This window comes from Rothia endophytica, from assembly GCF_928381505.1.
In the GTDB taxonomy this organism is placed as follows: Bacteria; Actinomycetota; Actinomycetes; order Actinomycetales; family Micrococcaceae; genus Rothia; species Rothia endophytica_A.
In genome coordinates, this window is the sequence record NZ_CAKMSJ010000002.1 from 390,168 (window position 1) to 414,762 (window position 24,595).

Here is a 24,595-nt window from a genome sequence, read left to right on the forward strand (position 1 = left end):
GTTAAACATGCTGTGGCGGTCCTCCCTCGGGGAGGGCCGCCACAGCTTTATCTATTAGGATGAGGATGATATCTAGGCTGACCTATTGGTCCATCTAGTGTTCAAGGGGGTCTTCTGAAACTGCCTCTGCATCATAGGAGTTCTCCCTGCCAAAGAAAAGAGCAAGGAAAGCAACTGAGGCACCCAAAACTACTCCAAGGATACCCAGCATGGGTTTGTAGAAAATAAGGACCAGACCAATCACCAGCACAATGCCGCCTACAACGCCCAACAGCACAGCAATGCGCTGCAAACCTATCGGAGCACCTGTAGTAGCAAGCTCCTGGTCCTGGGAATCCTGAGCCTCACCTGTTTCAGAGGCAGCCCGTGAACCAATGAAGCCCCTCTTCTTTTTAGTTGTACTCGCTCTGTGAAGCTCCCCGTCGGTTGCCACATAAGCATCTGGAACATCGTAGCTATCCGCCAAAGGCAGGAGCTCCGGGACGTTATTCGGCAGGTGCTCAAACCACTCGTCACTGATTTCACTGGGGCGCACCGCCTGAACAGTCAGTGACAGCTCAAAGGCATTGCCGCGAATGGTACCCCAGGCGCTGGTCAGCTTGTCATGATCGTAGGCATAACGAATAACCGGGGCAAGCTGCTCAGAGATTTGGGTTGAAAGGCGTCCAACCATTTTGCGGTCGTGGAAAACTTCAACGCACTCTGTAAGCCGACCGTCGCTGTGTTTGATGGGGTTGTTCTCTAAGGAGAGGATAACGCGTCCCTCACCTGAGGCAGGCAGAATACCGTGCAGGTATTCCGAGTAGTTTTTCTCGTCCAGTACTTTGATGGAAGAGCCTTGGGGCAACAGAGCTGCCTGAGTTGGTGCTTGATTAAGGGGGAAGAGGGAACCCGGTGCGCTCAGAGATAGGGTGCCGGCACTTTCAATAAAGCTATCCCCACTCAGCCTGCGTAGCACTGCGCTCAGTTGCAGGTGAGCTACAGCCTCATAGCCCGATGCCACCACACGGGTAATGGGGGCCCAGTAGCTGTCAGCATCTTCTTCAGAGAAACGGCCTACTTTGAGATCATCTACATATACAGCGATGGTGTAGGGCTGATAGGGGTTATCCGGTTCAGGCACTAGACGGGCTTCACCGTTCCAAACACGTTCACGATCAATCTGGAGTTCTTCAAACACCTGAAGAATTTCGGCATCATAGAAATCATCGGTAATGATGTGTACGGTGCCGCGATCGCCTAGTACGTAGTCGGTCAAAGTCCGCTCCTTAGCTGCAAGTTTTTACTGTATCTAGCTTCTCACGGTTTGCCGGTTTTGGCGGGTAAGTGCCCAGCCAAAACCGGCGTCAATAGCAGTTTCTCACGGTTTTCTGAAGGTGCTAGTAACCAAAGTCTCCTACTCTTTTTAGAGCGAGGTGGACTGGGCTTTCAGAATACGAACAGCGTCATCGTGAAGTTCAAGAATGACGCGTATCAGAGCCGTTGGCGCCGATGGGTTCTTCGCCAGCCATTCTTCGGTGGCTGCAATGAGCGGGTTCTCATTGGCGGGCCCTTCAGAGATATCTGCATTGGGGTAGAGCCCCTGAATGATTCGCGTAGCCATGCCGATTGAACGCTGCTCCCAGGTGGGTAACAACAGCTCGAAGTAGCGGTCACGGTAGATCATACGGAGGTTTTCTGGACCCTGCTGGTAGCCGCTGGCGGTTGCTGAGAGAAGTTCATTGGACAGCTCCTCGTCACCTGTGACAGCTTCAAAAGCTGCCTCTTTTGCTTCGGCCCTTGGAGCGGCCGCCACAGCATAAGCAAAACCTCGTTCCGAGGTCGCAGATGAATTGTAGTCACGCGCCTGATCGAGAGTCTCAGAAGATAGTTCATCCTGCACGGCCAAGGCTCCCAGCGCGTTCCAGCCAAGTGTTTGGTTGTAGCTAACACCCGGTGCTGCGGTTATATCACCGGGTACGCTTTGACAGGCTCCTCGCGCTACATCCTCGATGAGCTCCAGCCCCAGTGCTGAGTGTGCAGAAACAGCTAGTAGAGAGCGCAGTGTGATGAGCTGGGTGTCGCTGCCCGGTGTAGCGGCTTCAAGGGCTTGCTCCAGTGCTGAATAGAGAGAATCCCAGAGCTCGGCACGTTGGGATGCCGGTGTATAAAGTGAAATGGCTGCCTGCGCCTGATTCAGCAAATTGGAGAGCAGGGTTGCAGAGCTCTCCTGGGAGGCGGCATGCCCCACCGCATTTACAAAGAGGCGTGCAGGCAGCTTGCCGTCGCGCACCTGGTTCCACAGGCTAACCCAGATTAGGCCGCGGGAAAGGCCATCATCGATGGTTGAAACATGAGTCAGCGCTAGAGCGCGGCCTTCATCCTCGGTCAGACTAATTTTGGCGTAGGTCAGGTCCTGAGCGTTGAGCAGAAGCAGGTCAGCGGTTTCTACCAGAGCCTTCTCCTCGTTGGTTAAATCAAGGATGAAGTCATTGCTATTTGAGTGAACCTCAACGCTGATGAGCCCGGTCTGCTGCAACTTATCTTCATCGAGGCCAAAGGTTGCAAGCTTGAGCTGGTGGGGGCGTCCAAGCTCAGGCGGGACGCCGGCGGGCAGCGTCTGAGTCAGACGCAGCTCGGTGAGTTTTCCGGCATCGTCGAAAACGCGGCGGGTTGAAAGCTCCGAAAGCCCGCTGGTCTGTAGCCAGGCGCTGGCCCAGGAGACAACGTCTCTGTCTGAGACTTCATCCAGCACCTCCAGAAAATCTTCTAGCGTGGTGTTAACCCACGCGAAGCGCTTAAAGTAAATTCGGGAGGCTTCAATGAAGCGGTCAAAGCCCACGTAGGCGACCAGCTGTTTTAGAGCTGATGCACCCTTGGCATAGGTAATGCCGTCAAAGTTTTGGCGGGCAGCTTCAAGGTGGGGTATGTCAGCCACGATGGGGTGCGTGGTGGGCAGCTGATCCTGCCGGTAAGCCCAGGCTTTACGTGAATTGGCGAAGGTGACCCAGGCGTCCTCAAACCCGTTGGCTTCACGGGCACCCAGATGGCCCATAAAGTCGGCAAAGGACTCTTTGAGCCATAAATCGTTCCACCACTTCATGGTGACGAGATCCCCAAACCACATATGGCTCATTTCGTGGCAAATAACGTTAGCTCGAGACTCAAATTGAGATTCAGTGGCGCCAGAAACGTAGATATACGCCTCAGTAAAGGTCACCAACCCCGGGTTCTCCATTGCCCCCAGATTGTATTCGGGCACAAAAGCTTGCTCGTATTTGGGGTAAGGGTAGGGATAGTCAAAAAGGTCTTGAAAGTAGTCGAGACCCTGCTTAGTGACGGTAAAGATGTTCCCGTAATCAAAGTGTTCTTTGAGCGACTGACGGCAGTAAGCAACCAGCGGGATTGTTCCAGAATTAACCTTGGCCTGGGGCGTATATGTATCAAAGGCAGTGAAGTACTCACCCGCCAGAATGGTGGTGATATAGGTCGAGATACGAGCGGTAGGCTTGAAAACGCGCTTGCTGATGCTGGAATCTGAGGGGTCTTCGATTTCCCGTTCTAATTCAGCGTTGGAGCTGACCACCCAGTTTTTTGGGGCGGTAACACGGAAGTTGAAGATAGCTTTGAGGTCAGGTTGCTCAAAAACAGGAAAGACGCGTCTGCAATCAGCTGGTTCATACTGAGTGTAGAGGTAAATTTTGCCGTCTGCCGGGTCAACGTAGCGGTGTAGCCCTTCACCTGAACGGCTGAAGTATGAGCGCCCTTTAATGGTCAGCTGATTTTCTGCTTGCAGATTAGGGAGCGTAATTCGCGACCCTTCAACGACGTCTTCAATATTCAGCGTTTCACCATTGAGCTTGACTGAATCTAGTGACTGATGAATGTAGTCAATGAAGGTCGATTCACCGGGGGTAGCGGCGAATTTGACGGTGGTTGCGATGGGGTAGGTGTCGAAGTCACCTGTCGCATTGGTCAGATCAACATGTACATCGTAGGTGTCTACGGTGATGATGCTGGCACGGTAGCTGGCTTCTTCTTGGGTAAGATTCTCGTTATTCACATCACTTATCGTAGTTGTAGGCCCACTAAAACCTCTCGATATCCGGGCGGATTTCGAAAAGAAGCAGGTGAAGTGGTAGATAGGCAGAGAACGTTCGGGGTTGGTGTGACGCATCTTAAGGTAAATGCGGTGGTTTTGATTTGCGGGGGGCGGGCAGGTGGGGGTAAGTTATTACTTGTTGCCAAACGAGTGGGCTGCAAAGCTTGCTAGTAAGACACCTTGCGCGGGTGGCGGAATAGGCAGACGCGCTAGCTTGAGGTGCTAGTCCTCGTATTAGAGGGTGGGGGTTCAAGTCCCCCCTCGCGCACAGAGATGATCCCCGGTTCTTGTGAGCCGGGGATTTTTTCAGCAAATTATCTAATCAGTTAAACTGATTATTTTTGGTGGGTGCCTTTTGGAATTTATTGGTAAGCACGGCAGGTTGCGGAGTGAGGACTTTAGCCTTGGGACGCAGGGGTTGACTTTGATTTGCCAGTTCGCTCAAAGACATGTAAAGTATCTATTCGTTGCCTACGAGAGCTTCTATAGCTTGAGTAAACACCTTGCGCGGGTGGCGGAATAGGCAGACGCGCTAGCTTGAGGTGCTAGTCCTCGTATTAGAGGGTGGGGGTTCAAGTCCCCCCTCGCGCACAGAGATGATCCCCGGTTCTTGTGAGCCGGGGATTTTTGCATCTCACCTTATTAGTTTTGAGGAAGACTACCTAAACGGGGCAGTCCTCCTCAATGCTTCTACTACCTATGTGCGGTTGCTCTAGCAGGTTTTACTCTGGCTTCTTGCTACGTGCAGCGTCCGCTGACTCCTGGAGTCCTGAGGCCGTACGCAGTGGTGGAGTCTTGAAGAAAAGCGCCAGCACAAAGGCCAAGAGGGTAGCGGCCAGTCCCACCCAGTAAACAGACAGTGCCGACTGTGTAAAGCCCACCATGAAGGGGCGTGTAAGGCGGCTGTCTGCACCGTTGAGATACGAGGTATCTGACGTGGAAACTGAATCATTTTGCTCGCCCTCCTCGCCAGACTGCTCGTTGATAGAGTCAGCAACCATGGGGGCCTTCTGATCAACCCAATACCTACGCTGACCTTCATCTGACCAGTCGACGGCTAGCGAGCCGCCGTTGGCCGCAGTGGGATCCTGCTGGCTTGCCTGATCTAGCTGCCCTTGAATTTCAGCCTGGAGGGGGTCTACAATCGGGCGCCAGATTTGCTGCATAACCCCCTGATTCTCTGGTGCCTGAGCTACAGCGGGTGTAAGCGCTGCGTCCAGCCCGTTCTTGAGATCCTGCTCATTGGTCATTGCTGAGGTGATATTTGCAGGCATGCCAGTGAAAAGCACCGACAAAAGGACGGCGGTGCCCATGGTGCCCCCAATCTGACGGAAGAAGGTAGCACCTGAAGACGCAACACCCATATAGGTGGGTGAGACCGCGTTCTGGGCGGCAAGAGTGATGGATTGCATCAGCTGACCGAGCCCAAGGCCCATGATGAACATGCCGACCATGAGGAACCAGAAGGGGCGGTCCGCGGTAAGAAAGGTCAGATAGAAGTAGGCGCTAGCCATCAGGGCTGTACCCACGATGGGGAAGATGCGGTACTGACCGGTGCGTGCCACGATCTGCCCAGAAGCAATCGAAGCAATCATAATTCCGAGTGTCATGGGCAACGTGGCGAAGCCTGATTCAGTGGGGGTTAGACCAACAACAATCTGCAGATAGAGAGGAATGGTCATCATCGCGCCAAACATGCCAAACCCCACCAGGAAGCCGAGTATAGAAGACATGCTGAATGCCCCCGACCTGAATAGGCCCAGCGGTAGGATGGCGTCCTGCCCCATCTTTGACTCAATGATAATAAAGGCAGCAAGGCCGACAGCCGAAATCACGAAACAGACAACAGAGATAGCCGACGCCCAGCCCCATTCTCGCCCCTGTTCAGCCACCAGAAGAAGTGGCAGGAGCGCTACGATAATTGCGGTTGAACCCCACCAGTCCACGCGAGGCTTGGCGGCGGGTGCTGCTCGGTGGGGGAGATGCAGGAACTTCCACACCATTGCCAGGGCGATGAAGCCAATCGGTACGTTGATCAGAAAGACCCAGCGCCAGCCGGTGACCCATAGGATTTCTGTCGCTCCTGCAAAAAGGCCGCCGGTCAGCGGGCCGAGTACAGAAGAAACACCGAAGATTGCTAGAAAATAACCCTGATATTTGGCGCGTTCACGAGGGGCTAGGATATCGCCCATAATTGCCATGGGGAGTGACATGAGTGCGCCAGCCCCAATACCCTGAAATGCTCTGAAAGCAGCCAGCATGGCCATGGAGGTTGAGAAAGCTGAGAGAAAAGAGCCCGCAATGAAGACAGCTATGCCAAAAAGATAAAGGGGCCTTCTGCCAAAGAGGTCAGATAGCTTTCCGTAGATGGGAGTGGTGATCGTTGATGTGATCATATAGGCAGTGGTGACCCAGGCCTGTTGTTCAAGGCCTCGCAAATCATCGCCAATGGTACGAATCGCGGTTGAAACAATAGTTTGATCGAGTGAAGACAGGAACATTCCTGCCATGAGGCCTACAATAACCAACATAATTTGCCGGTGGGTCATCAGTGGGGCACTGGGTGTTGCAGAGGGGATAGTCACGTGAACCTTTGAGATTGAGAAGTTAGCAGTAGAAGGGACCCACCCATTTTATTTGCAGTTCTGCATAAAAACGTTTGGTGGTCATTTGTTTTTGGTCACCTCAGGTACGTTGTGACCTTCAACAAAGAGTCATGATGCACATATTTGTTTTTGTGGGCTTTGTCTAATTATGGTGGCATAAACCCAAAGTAAAACACAGGTAAAACAACAGAAACCATCATTTTTAGTGGCATAATTGAGGAGTAACGAACCCAAGAAATCGACAGACGTCCCCTTGAAAGGACCACTATGGCTCTCGATAAGAAGCACACCAAACTCGGCGTAATTGGCGCAGGCGGAGTAGGCTCAGCCACCGCTTACGCTGCAACCTTGCGCGGTGCAGCAGATGAAATAGTCATTTATGACATTGCTGGTGATCGTGCTGAGGCAGAAGGCCTAGATATCGCCCACGGAACCATGTTTGCTCATGAGGCTGAGGTTGCCGGTAGCGGTGACATTGAGATTCTTCGTGACTCTGATTTGATTATTGTTACTGCTGGAGCCCGCCAGAAGCCTGGCCAGCCTCGCCTGGAACTGGCAGAAGCCAACGTCAATATTTTCAAAGCTATGCTGCCAAAGGTTATTGAAGTAGCCCCTAAGGCTATCCTGATGATCGTTACCAACCCCTGTGACGTGCTTGCAGTAGTCGCTCAAAATATCACCGGGCTGCCGACTGAGCGTTGCTTTGCGTCCGGTACCGTGCTTGACTCATCACGTCTGCGCTGGCTCATTGCTGAGAAAGCCGGCGTTTCTATCAAGTCGGTTCACGCTAATATCGTTGGTGAACACGGAGACTCAGAATTCCCGGTATGGTCAGCAGCCAACATCGGCATGGTTCCTCTCAATGAGTGGACCGACGAAGCTGGCGAAAAGGTCTTCACTGACCAGGTCAAGGAAGAACTTGCTGAAGAGGCAATGCGAGCAGCCTACAAAGTAATCGAAGGCAAGGGCTCAACCAACTACGCCATCGGTATTTCGGCTACCCGAATTGCTGAGGCAATCCTTAAGGGCGAGGATGCTGTGCTTAACGTCGCTACCCAGATTAGGGGACGATACGGTATCGAAGGCGAAGCAGCGCTTTCCCTCCCCTCAGTTGTTTCACGTGAAGGCGTAAAGCGCGTGCTTGACGTCCCCATGGACGAAGACGAAGTCAATCGCCTGCGTGCATCAGCTGAGGCGATCAATAACTCCCTCAAGACGCTGGGTTTCTAAGACAACAGAGATTTCTGGCGATAGAGGTGGAGGTGTAGCTAGCTACACCTCCACCTTTTTGTGGATAAAAACTAAATTTTCATTAAACAGAAATCGTGAGAATCTAGACAAAGTGAACGGTTTTCTGCAGCTTCATCACCCGCCGTCGTAACCAGTACTTTCGGCGACCACCGTAAAGAATGACTGATCGCGCCAGTTCCCACCGCCCGTATTCAGAGTGCTCCAGTAATCTTGCCCGTGCGTCCTTGAGGTTTTCGTGAGGCTCGACCGTTATGATCAAGTACTCAAATCGTTGCTGGGAGCCAGCAATCTGCTCTTCTGCATAGCCAATTTTGTGTTCCCTCAAAATTAACCTCCCGGGGTATTTCGCGGAATAGACTTTTCACGATAACGTCTATTGTATGAGTAATGATCCTCGCGCCGAACTGGCACTTCTGACGTCCGCTCTTGAAGAGCACCTTGCCGCCATCACAAACAGCCGAGGTGAGCAGGATGCCTCCATCGAAAATGCATATGTTGCTATCGCTAACGCCTTCGAACGGTACGAAGAGGCCCTATTTGAAACCTTCGAAGAAGTAACTCCTCTAGAGGTCTTCATTGAAGATGATGACGACGAAGAAGAGTTTGACTATGACTTTGACGATGAAGACGACCAAGATTTCGAATCTCAGAACGCAGAAAACTAGTCCTGCTGACTGACCTCTCACCTAGCTCTGTGGGCTGTTTGAGGGGCTAGCTTTTCTGTTATTCCTGGCACAGCACCCTTTTGGGTGCTGTGCTTTTCTTTTTTCTCCCGTAGAGTTTTCAAACGTGGAATGGTTACAAGCAATAATCCTGGGTCTAGTCCAGGGTCTAACAGAATTTTTGCCGATCTCGTCATCGGGGCACATCAGAATCGTGGGGCAGTTCCTGCCTCACAACGAAGATCCTGGTGCAGCTTTTACTGCGATTACCCAGCTAGGTACTGAAACTGCTGTACTGGTGTTTTTCTGGAAAGACATCATGCGCATTATCAAGAACTGGTTTGGCTCACTGACCGGTAAGGTCGATAAAAAGGACCCAGATGCTCGTATGGGCTGGTTCATCATTATCGGTTCTTTGCCCATCGGTATCCTCGGAATCCTGCTAGAAGAGTACATTGACACCTCCTTCCGTAGCCTATGGATCACAGCCACCATGCTGATTGTCTTTGCGATTATTCTTGGTGTTGCAGACCGTATAGGCAAAGAGCAGCGAGAGCTAAAAGAACTTACCGTTAAGCACGGTATTCTTTTTGGTTTCGCGCAGGCACTGGCGCTCATCCCAGGTGTTTCCCGCTCAGGTGGCACCATCACCGCTGGTTTGTTAATGGGCTATACCCGTGAAGCTGCGGCGCGCTATTCCTTCCTCTTGGCTATCCCGGCAGTCTTTGCATCTGGTCTCTACAAGCTCGTTGGCAGTATTGGCGATGGCTTCACCGGTTACTACGGTTTCGGCTCGACCATGCTTGCAACGGCAGTTGGCTTTGTTGTTGCCTACTTCATCATCGGTTGGTTCCTTAAGTTCGTTTCCAACAACAGCTACAGCCTCTTTGTCTGGTACCGCATTACGCTCGGTCTAGTGCTCTACATCCTGCTGGGCACTGGCGTCCTCACCGCTTAATCTGGCTCACCTTTTTTACCCGCTCGGAATGATTACCGGGCGGGTATTGTTTTATATAACGTTTCAAGAGAACCACTGTTAGGAAGTCCATGAGAGCCTGGGATCAGCCCACTATTCCATCACTGCCAGGGGCAGCCCCTCTACCTCACATATTTGATACAGCTGCCCAACAGCAGGTGGAACTTGAGCGTGAGCAGCAGGCAGGGCTCTATGTCTGCGGTATTACACCCTACGATGCAACTCATATGGGGCACGCCTCAACCTACGTTGCTTTTGACGTGCTCAACAGGGCCTGGCGCGACGCTGGTGTACCCGTGAAGTTCGTGCAGAATGTGACTGATATTGATGACCCTCTGCTTGAGCGTGCTGCAGCAACGGGCGTTGACTGGGTTGAGCTGGCCGAAGAGCAGACTGAACTTTTCTGCACTGATATGGAAGCGCTCAACATCATTGCTCCTGACCACTATGTCAGCGTTGTCGATTCAATACCGCTGGTGGTTGACGCTGTTGAAAAGCTGATGCAACAGGGCTTTGCCTACCGAGTCCCGGGCTTTACTGCTGAGGACGGCGCGGTGTACCCTGACGGCGACATTTACTTTGATTTAGAGGCAGCAGCGCAGCTCAATGAGAAGCTGGGCTCGGGCTGGACTCTAGGCCATGTAGCGCATATGAGTCATGAAGAGATGCTGACCATTTTTGGTGAGCGCGGTGGTGACCCTCAGCGCCCCGGAAAGAAAGATGCCTTAGATCCGCTGCTGTGGCGGGTAGCGCGTGACGGTGAGCCCTCTTGGGAAGGGGGACAGCTGGGCGCTGGGCGCCCTGGTTGGCATATTGAGTGTACCGTCATCTCCCAGGAGTTTTTAGGCTCGCCCTTCTCTGTGCAAGGCGGAGGTTCTGACCTCCAGTTCCCTCACCACGATTTAGGGTCCAGCCACGGTTTCGCTCTGACCGGGCGGCCCATGGCACGTCATTATGCTCATACTGGCATGGTGGGCTTAGATGGCGAGAAGATGAGCAAGTCACTGGGGAACCTGGTGTTAGTGTCTAAGCTTCTGCAAAGCGGGGTTGACCCCGCTGTTATCCGGCTTGCCATCATGGATAATCACTATCGCACCGACTGGTTCTGGACCGAAGATCTACTGGAGAAAGCGCAGGGACGTTTTGACACCTACGCTGCAGCTCTTGAACACGCTGACAAACAGGATGACGAAGCAGCTCTTAAGCTCTTGGAAACGGTGCGAGAACTTCTTGCCGATGACCTCAACGTCCCTGCTGCCTTGATTGCTATCGATCAGTGGGCCTTTTCTGTGCTTGAGCACGGTGGCGGCGGTGGCGAGCTAGTCGGTAATTTGCTGATGGCTCGGCTTGGTCTAGCTATATAGGTTTAACTCAAGAAGAGACAGGGATGCCCGTGGTTGAACCCCCGGCGTCCCTAGCGTTTCACCTAAATTTAGGAGTCATCTCTGCGCTTGAGGAATTTTTCAAACTCAGCTGCAATATCCATATGTTCAAAGGTCGCGAGATCGTCCTCAGCTTCGGCGGAGCTTTCGAGCTGCTGCACGTAGGAGCGCAGCTCAGGCTCTTCTTCTAGGAGCTCAGATGCCCCTCGTTCCCATGCCAAGATGTCTTCAGCCAGTTGGTCTACCGGTAGCGAGATCCCCAGCATGCTTTCCAGAGCGCTCATGAGGGTGAAGACGGCTTTAGGATGGGGCGGGTGGCTAATGTAGTGGGGGACTGATACCCAGAGTGATGCTACCGGTATGCCACGCTGTGCCGCCTCGTGTGCGGTGACTCCAATAATCCCTGTGGGGCCGCTATAGGTCACTTTTTCTACGCCTTCAACGGCAAGAACGTCAGGGTTCATGCTGGTGATGTTGAGCGGAAAGGGGCGAGAGTGGGGAACTTCATCCAGAAGGGCACCGCATTGCAGGATGAGGTCAACACCCTGCTCTTGGGCGAAACTGAAGATGTTATCAATAAAGCTCTGCCATCTGAGGGAGGGCTCTGGCCCGGTGACGATCAGTAATCGACGCTCTGGGCTCTTGAGGTTAACTTCCGAGAAGGTGATGGTCGGCCATTTGACCGCTCCGGTTCCATCGCTGAAGGATTCAAACATGGGGCGGGTATTCAGGTAGCAAAAGTAATCAGAGGTCTCAAACCCTGGTAGAGGGGAGACACCGTAGTGAGATGAAATCAGCCTTAGGGTTTCTGTTGAGGCTTCGCCTGCGTCATTCCACCCTTCGAAAGCGATGAGAAGTGCAGTTAAGGGCTTATCGTCTGGGCTTCCCTGGCGGGCGCTCATCTGGGCAAGAATGTCTTGAGGTATTAGCTGGTGCATCACCGTTATATGCTACGCCAAAATTCCACAGCAATCACCCGTAGACTGATGGAGCAAGTAAACGAAACCCTGGGAAGGTAACTCACCAGTGCATCATCATTCGGGACTGCAGATTGGCTCTTATCGCGGAGCTCCCATTTATCTCAAAGCATCGTGGTTCATATTCATGATTCTTCTCATTGTGGGGTATGGGTATCATCTCTCCGCCTGGCCGGCTCTTACCGCCCCCCAAGGGTTTACGGCTGCAGCAGTGGTTGCAGTAACTCTAGCACTGGGTGTCTTTTTGCATGAGCTGTCTCACGCGGTCGTTGGCGCTCAAAGAGGGTTAGAGGTCAGGTCTATCTCCTTGACGGTTTGGGGCGGCCAAACCAGTATGACCACCGGTACCCCCATGACGTCGCTCCTGGTCTCTTTAGTGGGGCCACTAGCGAACTTTCTCATGGCCGGAGCCTGTCAGCTGGTGTGGTCTCTCACAGGAACAGCTGACTTTCTGGGCTTTTCAATAGCAGCCCAGGTCAATATGGCTATTGGAGTCTTCAACCTCATCCCTGCTTACCCGTTGGATGGCGGCCACGCCCTTGAAGCAGCTGTGGCACACGTTTCAAGAAGCCGCAGCCTAGCCATGCGGGTGACTTCCTACACCGGTATTGCTGTGACTGCTCTGATGGTTGGGGCTGTTGTCTTTCTAGGGCTGTGGAATTCACCGTTAATCGTGGTAGCTACCCTGGCGTTAGCTTATTTCCTTTGGAGTGGCGCTTCTCGGCACCTTAAGATCCTCTCCCAGGAGAGAAACCCTCATAACCCGTTGACGGCGGTTTCCCTCATGAGACCCGTTCAATACTTTGACTCCGAGGCAAATATCGGTGAGGTCTTAGCGAGATGGAACGGAACGTCATATCTGCTTCTGAACGATGGTTCTGCCGCCACGCCGTCGTCTGTTGTAGAACCTATCGTTCTACGATCAGCCCAGAGCCTCGCCAACCAGCCATTAGCGTCCATAGCTAGCTCCCTGGCTCCTGGATTCATCCCGGCTTCAGCTTCATCGGTGGACATCATGGATTCTTATAACGGTTACCGCTACCACCGACTGCCGGCACACTACCGGCAGAATGCTCCCCTGTGGGCGGTTACAGATGGGGGAGACGTGGTTGGTGTGATGAGCCATAAGGATATAACCGAGGTGCTTCTTGCCTCTGTGAAGCACCCGCCGCACCCTGCTTAGCTGGGCTACACCCGCTGGTGTGCCTTACCTGGTGCAATCTGAGATAATGAAGAAAACCTAATTTTTGACGGAAGAAAAAACCCTATGACCACCCCTACCGGCAGCACCAACCGCCGAGGCCCCTTCCGCGCTGGTGAGCGCGTACAGATTACTGACGAGCGTGGACGCATCACCACCATCACACTCACAGAAGGCGGTGCCTATCACTCACACCGCGGTTTCTTTAACCACGGCGAGCTGATTGGCAACGTCGAGGGTACGGTCATCGAGAACTCTGAGGGCATTAAGTTCCAAGCACTGCGTCCCCTCTACAAGGACTTTGTGCTGTCTATGCCTCGTGGCGCCGCCGTCGTTTACCCCAAGGACGCTGGCCAAATTGTAGCGATGGCTGACATTTTCCCCGGTGCCCGCGTTATCGAGGCCGGTGTTGGTTCTGGAGCCCTATCAATCGCTCTGCTTCGTGCGGTCGGTGACTACGGGCATCTGCGTTCTTTTGAACGTCGTGAAGAATTTGCCGATATCGCCCGAGGGAACATCGAAACTTTCTTTGGTGGCGAGCACCCTGCATGGTCACTCACGCTGGGGGACTTGGCAGAAGAGCTGGGCACCGTGGAACAGCCAGGCTCAGTAGATCGAGCTGTACTTGATATGCTCGCTCCCTGGGAGTGTCTGGACGCTGTAGCTACAGCGCTGGCACCCGGCGGCGTGGTGATCTGCTACGTTGCAACCGTTACTCAGCTGTCACGTGTGGCTGAAGCCCTGCGAGCTGATGGTCGTTTCACCGAGCCTGAGTCCCACGAAACCATGGTGCGCGGCTGGCACGTAGAGGGCCTTGCTGTTCGCCCTGATCATCGTATGGTGGCTCACACCGGCTTCCTTATTACCTCTCGCCGTCTAGCTGACGGTGCAGAGCGCCTGGCTCCCAAGCGTCGGGCTTCCAAGACTGATTTCTCTGAAGAAGATATGAATGCTTGGACTCCGGCATCATTGGGTGAGCGCAACGTATCAGATCGTAAGTTGCGCCGTGCTGGGCGCGATGCCCAAAATCTTGCGGTCAAAGCTGCTCAGGCAACCGAACAGGCTCAGACGAGTGAACAGTAATTAGAAGCCTTGCACTGTACTCGCTGCGAGTGCAGGGCAGTAGGTTTCTTACCGGGGTCGTGGAGAAGAGAGAAAAGGCAGGGATTTTCATGAGCGAGAATAACCAGCAGCGACATGTATCGCAGCAGGACTATGAGCGGGTACTGCGACAGCTTAATATCGCTAATGATAATCGCCGTAATATGGACCGTCAGTTACGGGTTGCGGGGGAGCGTAACCAAAAGCTGGTGAATGCTCTGACCAAAACCAAAAATGAGATGGAGCATTTGCGCCTAGCTCTCTCCCAGGATGTTGCACCCCCGCTGAACTCTGCACTGGTGATATCTGTGCAGGGTGGCGCCATGACCTATCACGATTTAGCGGAAGGTAAGACCCCGGCTGAGTTTGAGGAGCACCTTGATGTACTGCTGGGAGGGCGGCTGGTTCGTATTACTGCCTCTCCACTGCTTTCACTGTCTAAGGTCAAGCCGGGGATGACCGTCCTGCTCAATGAGAACACCCAGGCTGTGCTCTCTTTGGGCTTTGAAGGGTATGGGGATGTTGTTACGATCCGGGAGGTGCTCGATAGGGAGCACGTCGTGGTCGATATGCCTAATCAGTTGAAGGCTGTGGCCCGTATTTCTGGTGCTCTGGACGCTGACACCCTGACGACGGGGGATTCGGTCACTTATGACAGCCGGCTGCAAATGGTTACCTCTCTGGTTCCGTCTACTGATGCTCAGGAGCTGGTCCTTGAAGAAGTCCCCGATATCACCTATTCAAATATTGGTGGTCTCAGTTCTCAGATTGCTCTGATGAGGGACGCTGTCGAGCTTCCCTTCTTACACCCTGAGGTCTATCGTGAGCACGAACTGACTCCTCCCAAAGGCATTTTGCTCTACGGCCCGCCCGGCAACGGCAAGACCTTGATCGCCAAAGCGGTGGCTAACTCGTTAGCTGCACGAGCTGCTGAACTGTCAGGGAAGAGTCAGAAGACCGGCTATTTCCTGAATATCAAGGGCCCAGAACTTTTGGATAAGTATGTGGGGGAGACTGAGCGGCAGATTCGTGATATCTTCTCAGCAGCGCGCGAAAAAGCGCAGGCTGGCAACCCGGTGGTAGTTTTCTTCGACGAGATGGAATCCCTGTTCAGGACGCGCGGCACAGGCCGCTCCTCCGATGTGGAGACAACGATTGTTCCCCAGCTTCTTGCGGAGATTGATGGCGTCGAGTCCCTAGACAACGTGATTGTTATTGGCGCGACCAACCGCGAAGATATGATTGACCCCGCTGTCTTGCGCCCGGGCCGCCTTGATGTGAAGATTCGCATCAACCGCCCCGACCGAGAGGGCGCTAGAGAAATTTTTGCCCTCTACCTCACCGAGGGTCTCCCCATCAACGATGAAGAAGTAAACCGTGCCGGTTCCAAGCAGGTTGCTATCGAGACCATGATTGAAACGGTTGTTGAGGCACTCTTTTCTGCTGAGCCCAAGAACCGTTATATTCGCGTTGATCTTAAAAATGGGGTAAGCCGTTGGCTGACCCGCGGTGATTTCCTCTCGGGTGCTGTCGTGCGAAATATCGTGGATCATGCCAAGAAGCAAGCGATTAAGTCGTTTCTAGCCGGTGGAGCCAAAGGCATTACCACCCAGCATCTATTAGAGGCTGCTCGCGTGGAATTTGAAGACCAGGTTGAGGTCCCTCAGATTTCTGAAATTGAAGATGTTCTCTCAACTCTCAACGTTCGCCAACGGGTCACCAACGTTGCACCGGCTATAGCTGTGAGCGAGGTTTAGTGATGAGTGTTTCACGCGTCATGGGAGCTGAAACCGAGTACGGGGTCTTCGCACCCCAGAAACCTAGCGCTAACCCCACGGTTCTTTCAGCTTTCGTTGTTAACACCTACGACACGCTCTTCAAACAAGAGCTGGCTGCCCAGGTTGAAGCCCAGTGGGAGTACTCTTCAGAAACTCCCTTGGACGATGCCCGCGGCTTTAGCATGGCACGTCAGCACGCCCACCGGAGCCAACTCACTCATGAGTCTAAGGTGCTCACCAGTGAGGACATCGCGGCTGAGGCTCTGAGTCAGGCCGGTCAATTCGCCGAACGCATCGACTGGGACGCTGTCACCATGAACTCCATTTTGCCCAACGGTGCACGCTTTTACGTGGATCATGCCCACCCGGAGTACTCGTCTCCCGAGACCAGTAACCCTCGGGACTGCGTGCTGTGGGATGCTTCGGGGGATTACATTGCGGCGCGAACCGTGGCTACTATCGAAGGCGTAACTGCCACCGAGCAGTCGGCTATGCCAGTGGTTAACCTCTATAAAAACAACACCGATGGTAAGGGGCAATCCTACGGCTCGCATGAAAACTACCTCCTGCCCAGAGATATAGACTTTGAAGCTCTAACGCAGGCTCTCTTACCCTTCTTCGCCACCCGTCAGATCATGACCGGTGCAGGCCGGGTGGGCATCGGCCCAGCTGGTGAAAAAGCAGGGTTCCAGATTTCTCAGCGGGCAGACTTCTTTGAACGAACCGTTGGCTTAGAGACAACCATTCGCCGTCCCATGGTTAATACGCGCGATGAACCGCACGCATCCAGTGAAAAGTACCGGCGTCTTCACGTGATTTCTGGGGACGCCAATCTGGCGCACTATTCTAATCTGCTGAAGTTTGGAACGATGTCGCTGGTACTCAACCTCATAGAGGCGGGGGCAGCGCCGGCTATTAGCCTGGTTGACCCGGTCTCAGCGATGCACACGGTCAGCCATGACCTCACCCTAAGAGCTCCCTTGCCGTTAGCTGACGGGGGAGAGACGACTGCACTGCAGATTCAACGCAGTTACCTACAGGCTGCTCGTGCCCTGGAAGAAAACCCAGATACCGCTACGGCTGAAATCCTAGATTTGTGGGAAAGTGTTCTGGACGCGCTCGAATATGACCCTCTATCACTGGCGAGCACCCTCGACTGGGTGGCCAAATATTCGCTGATGCTGGGCTACATCAAACAGGGCCTGGACTGGAGCGACCCCAAGCTTGCAGCCATCGATCTGCAATATTCAGACGTCCGGCCGGAAAAGGGGCTCTACCATAAGCTAGTCGCTCTGGGGCGGCTGGCCACCATCTTTGATGAGTCACAGATCGCTGAGGCCGCCGCCAATCCACCGCGTGATACCCGCGCTTTTTTGCGCGGAAAACTGATTACTACCTGGCCGGACGAGGTGGTGGGCGCGAACTGGGATACGCTTTCAGTGCGTAACCCTCTCTCGGTAGACCTGCATCGCTTACAGATGGATGAACCGCTTGGCTTCAATGCTGAGGTTGTAGAACCCCATCTCGGCTTGGATCACGCTGACCAGTTATTTGAAATCCTCAACGACTAAAATTTATAACCGATACCACCCAGAGCAAGAACTCAAAAGGAGATTCAACCGTGGAACGTCAACAACAGCAAGCTCAACAGCAGATGAGCTCCAGCTCACCCCTTGAGCAGAGTCAGGTGCAAATTTCTCACCAGACCTCAGAGGTTAATCAGAACCTGGTGTCAGAAGTTGATGACATTCTGGCTGAAATTGACGGTCTTCTGGAGGAAAATGCTGAAGACTTCGTCAAGGGATTCGTTCAAAAGGGCGGCGAATAAACTGCTGCCTTCATTTAAGAGGGCGTAAAGAAGGGCGATGATGGAACGTAGAATTTTTGGTGTTGAAACCGAATTCGGAATTAGGTATATCCCACGCGGGCTAGGGCCTCTTGCGCCCGAAGAGGCAGCTCGTAAGCTCTTCAAACCTGTGGTTGATAGCTGGCGCTCCACCAATATCTTTCTGCCCAACGGCGGGCGTCTCTACCTGGACGTCGGTTCTCACCCGGAGTATGCAACGGCAGAAACTGCCACCCTACGTGATTTGCTCGCTCACGATAAAGCCGGTGAATACCTTTTCAATGACTTGGTGAACCAGGCTCAGGATAACCTTGAAGCTGAAGGCTTTGACGGGCAGATTTTCCTTTTCAAGAACAACGTGGATTCAGCAGGTAACTCCTTTGGGTCGCACGAGAATTACATGCTCGAACGCAAAGTCGAATTTAGCAGACTGGTACGGTCGCTCATTCCCTTTCTGATTACACGTCAGATTATGGTCGGTGCCGGTAAAACGCACCCTTCCGGCCCGCCGGAGTGGAGTGGGCGTCCGCTGGGACCTCAGAATGAACCTAGCTTTTCTTTCTCTCAGCGCGCCAACCATATCTGGGAAGGCTCATCAACGGCCACCACGCGTGCCCGCCCCCTAATCAACACCCGTGATGAACCGCATGCTGACGCCTCACTCTACCGCCGTCTGCACGTCATCAACGGTGATTCGAATATGTCTCAGGCAACCACCATGCTCAAGGTCGGTGCTACTGATCTTGTGCTGCGGATGCTTGAAGATTACTACCCCCTAGCTGACTTTGAAATCAGAGATGCTGCAACAGCTCTGCGTGTTATCTCGCATGATCTGACCGGTAGCGCACGTTTTAGTCTTGCCGACGGTAGCGAGCGCAGCGCTTTAGAGATGCAGCGTCATTACCATGATGCGGCCTGTCAGTACGTTGAAGCTAAGGGGCCGCACCACGAGGACGTGCCCTATATCCTGGACCTCTGGGATCGTGCTCTGATAGCCGTTGAGACCGGGGACAGCAGCGGCATCGATACTGAAATCGATTGGGCCATCAAGAAGAAGCTCCTGGATGCCTACATCAGACGAGGCGCTAGCGGGTATGCTGACCCGAAGATTCAGCAGCTTGACCTTGCCTATCACGATATTGACCCTGACCGCGGAATTTTTAATGTGCTGAGCCGCAAGGGGCTCATTAAAACAGTGATATCTGAGTCTGAGATTGAGCGGGCAGCGGTTGAGCCGCCGGCCACTCGGGCCCGTATTAGGGGTAGTTTTATCAGCGCAGCCCGCGCGGCTGGTGAGTCTTTCACCGTAGACTGGGTGCATCTTAAACTGAATAGTCGGCCCCAGCTCAGCGTGATGTGTAAAGACCCTTTTGCCGTTGAAAACGCAGAGGTAACTTCCCTAATCGAAGAATTACAGCAAAAGAAACCTAAGGTTTGGGCTCCTCCCTTTATCTAGGAGGGGGCTCATAGCCGGCACCCAGCTTGCTCAGCTATGATGTACGGCGAGAAGTTTTGCGTCCGACGGGCGCTTCAACAATGAAAGAGATGTACGTGAAAAAGAAGACGACATATATTGCTACAGGTAGCGCTGTCCTTGCCCTGCTACTCAGCGCTTGCGGTGGCGGCTCGGGCGATAAGCTCGAAGACGTTGATTACTCCCTCAACGGGGCAACTGCTCAGCCCTCAGCTTCCTTTGAGACTCCCTTCGCAGCGTCCGGTACCGAAGCCCACATTATTGAAGAGGGCGATGGCGATGAGGTTGTCGATGGAGATACCATTCTTGTTGATGCAACCGTATTCAACGGTGCAGACGGTAGCTCTGTCGGTACTACTTACGCTGACGCTCCTATGGTCATTCCGGTTAATGATCAGCTCAAAGAAGCTGCACCGGAACTCTACGACGTAATCGCTGGGGCAAAAGTAGGAACTACTTTCTCCTACACCACCAACATTGATCAGTCGTCTACCTCAACAGAGGAGGCAACACCTACTGTCTCCCCAGGAACCGCAACTAACGTTGAGGTTTACACTGTCACCAGTAAGCTCCTGAAATCAGCAGAGGGCAAGGAGAATGAAAAGAAGTCTCCAGCTCTGGAAGAATTTAGCGTAGGTGATGATGGTGCGCCCACCCTCAAGCTGGCTGAAGATCGTGGCGATGCCCCCACTGAGCTCTACACCGAGGACCTTATCACCGGTGAGGGCGCAGTCATTGGTGAGAACGACACCGTTTACGCTAACTATGTAGGTGTCACCTGGTCAGATGGTGCTGTTTTTGATGAAAACTTCAGCACTCAGCCCCTTAACTTCACCCTCAACGGAGTTATTGAAGGCTGGAAGGAAGGCCTGAAGGGTAAGACCGTTGGCTCCCGAGTCCTGCTTCAGATTCCCAGCGAGCTAGCCTACGGTGAGGACGCCGCGGGCTCAGGTGCACCCGAAGGCGCCCTGGTGTTTGTGGTAGATATCCTTGGTTCATCACCGGCTCGTACTGCAGAGGCTGCCTCATCAGCACCTGCCGAATCCAGTGAGAGCCCTGAAAGCACTCAGTCCCCTGAGGCAACTGCCTCAGCTTCGGAATAGAAATACCTAAGGAGTTTTTCATGTCATTTGGACAGCGAAACCTTGATCGTAGCAAGCCCGAAATCGACTTTCCTGAGGGTGGAGTTCCCCAGGAGCTAGTGATTATCGATGAAATCGAGGGCGCGGGCGAGACTGTAGAACGCGGATCCACGGTATCGGCACACTATGTTGGAGTAGCTTTCTCCACCGGCGAAGAATTCGATTCATCATGGAACCGCGGTGAACCTCTCCGTTTCCAGGTGGGCGTTGGAATGGTAATCCAGGGCTGGGATGAAGGTCTGCTGGGTATGAAGGTCGGTGGGCGACGTCGTCTGGAGATCCCTTCCGAGATGGCTTATGGCTCACGTGGCGCTGGCGCAGCTATTGGCCCCGATGAAGCTCTCATCTTCGTGGTTGACCTCGTTGATGTCAGCAAGTAATTAGAACGCTTTGCGTGTTTAGTCCCCGGTTCTCAAGAACCGGGGACTATTTTAATGAGTAATGACTTCTAAAGCAGTTGAACGCGCTATTACACTTCTTGATGTGCTGGTATCAGCCCCGCACGGTCTTGACCGTAACCAAATTCGCCACCGCGTGCCCCAATACTCACAAGCTTCTAGCGAAGCAGCTTTTGAGCGTATGTTTGAAAGAGATAAGGATGTGTTGCGGTCGGTGGGGCTTGACCTTATTTCTCACCGTGTTCAACATTCAGAAGTAGGTTTTACCTATCGTGTTGGAGCCGGTGATCTTCCATCCCTGACGGTGGGGCCTATTGATGTCTTACTTCTGTCCCACCTCAGCACAGCTTGGCAGGGCACAAGTCTTGAGCGCTACTCTTCATCAGCGATGCTCAAAGTGGGAGCACAAGCAGGGCTCAAGATGGGCGAATCACCGGGAGATACTCCTCGGTTCTCAGACGAAATTGGTCTTGTTGAATGCCTTGAAGCCACCGCAGAAGGTAAGGGGCTGAGCTTCTTGTACGGTACCTCTGTTAAGACCCGCAAGATATCCTGTTGGGGTTTGGGCCTTAGATTTGGGCACTGGTACGTTTATGGATGGGATAGAGACCGTAGAGCAGAACGTATCTTTCGGCTAGATCGTATGTCCGGCATCAAAATCCTTGCTGCCAGTAGCTTTCCCGCACCCACGGATTTTTCTATGCAAGAGGCACTGAGCCGTGTCGGCTTTGCTGAGCTTCCGCTCGTGGCATCTCTACCGCTCAACCACGCTGAGTCTTCGGAAGATTTAACGGAGTTGCCGTCTTATTCACCGCTAGAATCTGCTGAGCGCGCTGTTCTCAACGGCGAAACTCATGAGCTTACTGAACAGCAGCTAGCTTCAGCTAATGTTGATCGGGTTCAGCAGAGCCTTGTGGTCGAGGCTGAAAGATCCCTGCGTACTGCTCTTTACCGAACAGATGAAGAAACACCGGGTACGCTGCCCCAAGGCTTAGTGTGGAAGCCCGTCAGCGCGCAGCGCGAGCGAGAAACAGCATCGCAACAACTCACACGAACCTTTATCATGCTCTCGCTCATTAGTTCCCGTGGAGGCATGGCGCTCTCTGACCTTGCTGGCTACTTTGATCTAACACCGTCTAAAATACGGTCCAGCTTAGACGCTGTTGCTGCAAGCGTTACCTTCGGAGCCCTGTTTATCACTATCGATAGCGATGATTGGGTAACGGTCGATGGAAAAATAGAAATGACCGGTGGGGCGCCACTGACACCGGTAGAGACGGCAACACTCTTACTGGCAATAAACCTCAACCATAGTTCTGAGCAGCAGCTAATGCTTGACAGCCTAGCCATCAAGCTCAGTGAGAGCTCTGTACAAACACAGCACTTTTCTCACCGGTTTTCGGTGTACTCAAATGACACTGCTGACGTGTTCCAGGAGGCAATAGCTTCAAAGGTTCCCCTGGAACTTACCTATAGTTCTTATCACGGGGTCAGTCAAAGAACGGTGGAGCCTTTCTCATTGGTTAACAGAGACGGCCCTCGCTATCTTCGCGCCTGGTGCCGTTCAGCGCAGGACATACGCCATTTCAGGCTAGACCGTATCGGAGCTGTGCACGCACTCACCGATGATACATTCCAGTCTGATCCTGTCGACAATACCGACTCCAGCCTGCACAGCTGGCGTCATCAGCTGGTCAATCAGCCCCATCGTGAAGCAACCTTGCTGGTCCCAGCTCACTTGCCGGCCACACAACGCGCCAAAACTCAGTGGATTCTCGAGCAGTATGCCTCTCATATAGCCCAGCAGGCCGGAAACCACTTTTATAAGCTGCCGGTAGTAAATGAGATGTGGCTTTTTGAGCTCATCATCTCTCTAGGGGGCTGCGCTCAACTACTCCTGCCGTGCGACGTACGACGGCGCTTTCAGCTGAAATTGGCAGGCATAGAAGAAAACAGCTGAGCATAAATTAACTAAAGGCACCTTGGTAAGCCCGGTTCTAAGCAAGCCCACAGCCAAATATGTTCATGCCATCACCGTAACCGGATATATAATTGGTCGTATGCCTTGGTGGTTTTGGATAGTTTTATGGAGCGTGCTCGTGTTGAGCTCGCTCTCCCTTCTAGCCTGGCTGCTGTGGCGCGTCCTGCGTAAAGGGTTAGCTACTCTCAAAGCTGCTGAAGAATGGGAAAATCTCATTAGTTCACAGTTAGGGGACACCGCTATGTCAACCACTGTCAGATGCCACCAGCCTGTGGCACTTTTCAAGCCGGTGTCTGTTGCAGCCCGCGAATTTACTCAAGGCGCACACCAACGAACGCTAGACCGTGCCCAGAGGCGTATTAAGCGCCGCGATCAGCTAGGTCAGCCCCAACTCATCGGAGATTTGCTCAGCAAATCTCAGAAAGGTGACGAACGTGCTCGGTAACCTCGGCCCCGTCCATCTGCTCATCCTCCTCATCATTATCATCCTTCTCTTCGGCGCACCCAAGCTTCCCGGTATGGCTCGCAGCCTGGGGCAGTCCATGCGTATCTTCAAATCTGAGGTTGATGGCCTCAAGAATGATGGCAAGAAAAATACTTCATCAACTACCACCAACGATGGCGTGGTTTCAGGTGAAGTGATCAATAACCCTTCATCCACTGACCAGAACACCGGGTCACACCGCGCCGACTAAATAGCCTCGGCGCTCCATTCCAAGCGTTCGTGGCCCCTGACCCCGTGCTCCTTTGTAGAGGAGCGCGGGGCTCTGGGGCTCTATGTACACCGCTAATAAAAGGTAGGCATGGCTAAACCAAACAGCCGAAAGAATAACCCCCAAGCAACAATGGCTTTGGGTGAACACTTTCGTGAATTTCGCAACCGGCTCATCAAAGCTGCCCTTGCAACTCTTGTGTGTGCCATCGCAGGTTTTTTCCTTTATGACCCTTTCATTCAGGCCATCAGTGAACCCTTCACCGCAATCAATGAACAAGCGGGCCGTAACGCTACTCTCAACTATGCTTCTGTAGCTTCACCCTTCGACCTGTTAGTCAGGATTTCACTCTACATAGGGCTAGTCTTGGCCTGCCCAGTATGGCTGTATCAGCTGTGGGCATTCATCACTCCAGCTTTGTATAAGAGAGAAAAAATATACGCCCTCAGCTTTGTGTTCACCGCGGTTCCGATGTTTTTCTTCGGTATCTGGCTAGCCTGGATTTGTCTGCCTACAGCTATTCGCACCCTACTAATGTTCAACCCAGAGGGCACGGATAATATCGTTGCAGCTGACGTCTATATTGGATTCGTCGTCAAATTCATGCTGGTCTTCGGCATCGCTTTCGTGCTCCCTGTCCTTCTGTTCGGACTCAACTTCATGGGTCTTTTGAGCGGTAAGACCATCAAGAAATCGTGGCGCTGGGTCGTTGTGCTCGTGGCCTTCCTCGCTGCGATGGCTGCTCCCGGCACCGATATTATGACCATGTTCTACCTCATGGCTCCTCTACTCATTTTCTTCTTTGTTGCAGTTCTGATCTGTCTTTGGAACGACAAACGTCGGGCCAAAAAGCAAGCAAAACTTGCTGGCGGGCTCAGCCCGGACGAGTTGGACCAAGCTACCAGTTTTGATGACCTTCAGCATATGGGCAATACCAACCGTTTATAAAGCGTTGCCATTTACCCCAGTACGACCCGGTACTGGGGTTTACTTTGTTCGCGGTGAGGAGGAAACAGGGGGAGAGGC

General features: G+C 53.1%; 21 protein-coding genes and 2 tRNA genes. 18 read left to right on the top strand and 5 right to left on the bottom strand.

Annotation, left to right across the window (positions count from 1 at the left end):
• Window positions 1–94: 94 nt before the first annotated feature.
• Both L6990_RS03710 and pepN read right to left on the bottom strand, forming a co-directional pair.
• Window positions 95–1,258, bottom strand: coding sequence for a hypothetical protein (locus tag L6990_RS03710; protein ID WP_237202716.1), 1,164 nt, complete (start codon window positions 1,256–1,258; stop codon window positions 95–97).
• Between the two features lie 147 nt (window positions 1,259–1,405).
• On the bottom strand, window positions 1,406–4,042 hold the full coding sequence (gene pepN / locus L6990_RS03715) for an aminopeptidase N (protein WP_237202717.1): 2,637 nt from the start codon (window positions 4,040–4,042) through the stop codon (window positions 1,406–1,408).
• Window positions 4,043–4,263: 221 nt separating this feature from the next.
• Between pepN and L6990_RS03720 the strand changes: the two genes are divergently transcribed.
• Window positions 4,264–4,349: transfer RNA gene (locus L6990_RS03720), tRNA-Leu, on the top strand.
• Window positions 4,350–4,586: 237 nt separating this feature from the next.
• Window positions 4,587–4,672 (top strand) — tRNA-Leu (locus L6990_RS03725).
• Window positions 4,673–4,803: 131 nt separating this feature from the next.
• Here L6990_RS03725 and L6990_RS03730 read toward each other — a convergent pair.
• On the bottom strand, window positions 4,804–6,630 hold the full coding sequence (locus L6990_RS03730; protein ID WP_237202764.1) for an MDR family MFS transporter: 1,827 nt from the start codon (window positions 6,628–6,630) through the stop codon (window positions 4,804–4,806).
• A 324-nt stretch (window positions 6,631–6,954) separates the two neighbouring features.
• On the opposite strand from L6990_RS03730, the gene L6990_RS03735 reads away from it, so the two are divergent.
• A complete protein-coding gene (locus tag L6990_RS03735; protein WP_237202718.1) occupies window positions 6,955–7,917 on the top strand; it encodes an L-lactate dehydrogenase in 963 nt (320 codons plus the stop codon).
• Between the two features lie 103 nt (window positions 7,918–8,020).
• Here the strand turns inward: L6990_RS03735 and L6990_RS03740 are convergent, their stop codons facing one another.
• Entirely contained in the window at window positions 8,021–8,263 is a 243-nt protein-coding gene (locus L6990_RS03740; protein ID WP_237202719.1) for a DUF5703 family protein, read from the bottom strand.
• Between the two features lie 55 nt (window positions 8,264–8,318).
• Here L6990_RS03740 and L6990_RS03745 point away from each other — a divergent pair, with 55 nt between their 5' ends.
• From L6990_RS03745 to mshC, 3 genes are all read left to right on the top strand, one after another.
• A complete protein-coding gene (locus L6990_RS03745) occupies window positions 8,319–8,603 on the top strand; it encodes a hypothetical protein (RefSeq protein WP_237202720.1) in 285 nt (94 codons plus the stop codon).
• A 124-nt stretch (window positions 8,604–8,727) separates the two neighbouring features.
• Entirely contained in the window at window positions 8,728–9,558 is an 831-nt protein-coding gene (locus tag L6990_RS03750) for an undecaprenyl-diphosphate phosphatase (RefSeq protein ID WP_237202721.1), read from the top strand.
• 89 nt (window positions 9,559–9,647) lie between these two features.
• Window positions 9,648–10,940: a cysteine--1-D-myo-inosityl 2-amino-2-deoxy-alpha-D-glucopyranoside ligase gene (gene mshC, locus L6990_RS03755; RefSeq protein WP_237202722.1), complete on the top strand. Its 1,293-nt coding sequence runs from the start codon at window positions 9,648–9,650 to the stop codon at window positions 10,938–10,940.
• 68 nt (window positions 10,941–11,008) lie between these two features.
• Here mshC and L6990_RS03760 read toward each other — a convergent pair whose 3' ends face one another.
• The gene (locus tag L6990_RS03760) at window positions 11,009–11,896 is read right to left on the bottom strand and encodes a PAC2 family protein (protein ID WP_237202765.1); all 888 of its coding nucleotides are present in this window, start codon (window positions 11,894–11,896) and stop codon (window positions 11,009–11,011) included.
• Window positions 11,897–12,062: 166 nt separating this feature from the next.
• Here L6990_RS03760 and L6990_RS03765 point away from each other — a divergent pair, with 166 nt between their 5' ends.
• From L6990_RS03765 to tatC, 12 genes are all read left to right on the top strand, one after another.
• On the top strand, window positions 12,063–13,118 hold the full coding sequence (locus L6990_RS03765) for a site-2 protease family protein (protein WP_237202723.1): 1,056 nt from the start codon (window positions 12,063–12,065) through the stop codon (window positions 13,116–13,118).
• Window positions 13,119–13,202: 84 nt separating this feature from the next.
• Window positions 13,203–14,219: a tRNA (adenine-N1)-methyltransferase gene (locus L6990_RS03770; protein ID WP_237202724.1), complete on the top strand. Its 1,017-nt coding sequence runs from the start codon at window positions 13,203–13,205 to the stop codon at window positions 14,217–14,219.
• 89 nt (window positions 14,220–14,308) lie between these two features.
• Complete coding sequence (gene arc / locus L6990_RS03775) at window positions 14,309–15,994, top strand: proteasome ATPase (RefSeq protein ID WP_237202725.1); 1,686 nt, start codon at window positions 14,309–14,311, stop codon at window positions 15,992–15,994.
• Window positions 15,995–15,996: 2 nt separating this feature from the next.
• Window positions 15,997–17,586 carry a depupylase/deamidase Dop gene (gene dop / locus L6990_RS03780; protein WP_237202726.1) on the top strand — a complete coding sequence of 530 codons (1,590 nt, stop codon included), beginning with the start codon at window positions 15,997–15,999 and terminating at the stop codon, window positions 17,584–17,586.
• Between the two features lie 50 nt (window positions 17,587–17,636).
• The gene (locus tag L6990_RS03785; RefSeq protein ID WP_237202727.1) at window positions 17,637–17,843 is read left to right on the top strand and encodes a ubiquitin-like protein Pup; all 207 of its coding nucleotides are present in this window, start codon (window positions 17,637–17,639) and stop codon (window positions 17,841–17,843) included.
• Window positions 17,844–17,883: 40 nt separating this feature from the next.
• Window positions 17,884–19,317 carry a Pup--protein ligase gene (pafA, locus tag L6990_RS03790; RefSeq protein WP_237202766.1) on the top strand — a complete coding sequence of 478 codons (1,434 nt, stop codon included), beginning with the start codon at window positions 17,884–17,886 and terminating at the stop codon, window positions 19,315–19,317.
• An 89-nt stretch (window positions 19,318–19,406) separates the two neighbouring features.
• Window positions 19,407–20,438 (top strand): FKBP-type peptidyl-prolyl cis-trans isomerase, encoded by a 1,032-nt coding sequence (locus L6990_RS03795; RefSeq protein ID WP_440480479.1) that lies wholly within the window; start codon window positions 19,407–19,409, stop codon window positions 20,436–20,438.
• Window positions 20,439–20,458: 20 nt separating this feature from the next.
• A complete protein-coding gene (locus L6990_RS03800) occupies window positions 20,459–20,857 on the top strand; it encodes an FKBP-type peptidyl-prolyl cis-trans isomerase (protein WP_237202729.1) in 399 nt (132 codons plus the stop codon).
• A 61-nt stretch (window positions 20,858–20,918) separates the two neighbouring features.
• A complete protein-coding gene (locus L6990_RS03805) occupies window positions 20,919–22,835 on the top strand; it encodes a helix-turn-helix transcriptional regulator (protein WP_237202730.1) in 1,917 nt (638 codons plus the stop codon).
• Window positions 22,836–22,974: 139 nt separating this feature from the next.
• Window positions 22,975–23,301: a hypothetical protein gene (locus L6990_RS03810; protein ID WP_237202731.1), complete on the top strand. Its 327-nt coding sequence runs from the start codon at window positions 22,975–22,977 to the stop codon at window positions 23,299–23,301.
• Window positions 23,291–23,551 (top strand): Sec-independent protein translocase subunit TatA, encoded by a 261-nt coding sequence (tatA, locus tag L6990_RS03815; RefSeq protein ID WP_237202732.1) that lies wholly within the window; start codon window positions 23,291–23,293, stop codon window positions 23,549–23,551. The genes L6990_RS03810 and tatA overlap by 11 nt, the downstream gene beginning before the upstream one ends.
• A gap of 108 nt (window positions 23,552–23,659) precedes the next feature.
• Window positions 23,660–24,517 carry a twin-arginine translocase subunit TatC gene (gene tatC, locus L6990_RS03820; protein WP_237202733.1) on the top strand — a complete coding sequence of 286 codons (858 nt, stop codon included), beginning with the start codon at window positions 23,660–23,662 and terminating at the stop codon, window positions 24,515–24,517.
• Window positions 24,518–24,595 lie beyond the last annotated feature (78 nt).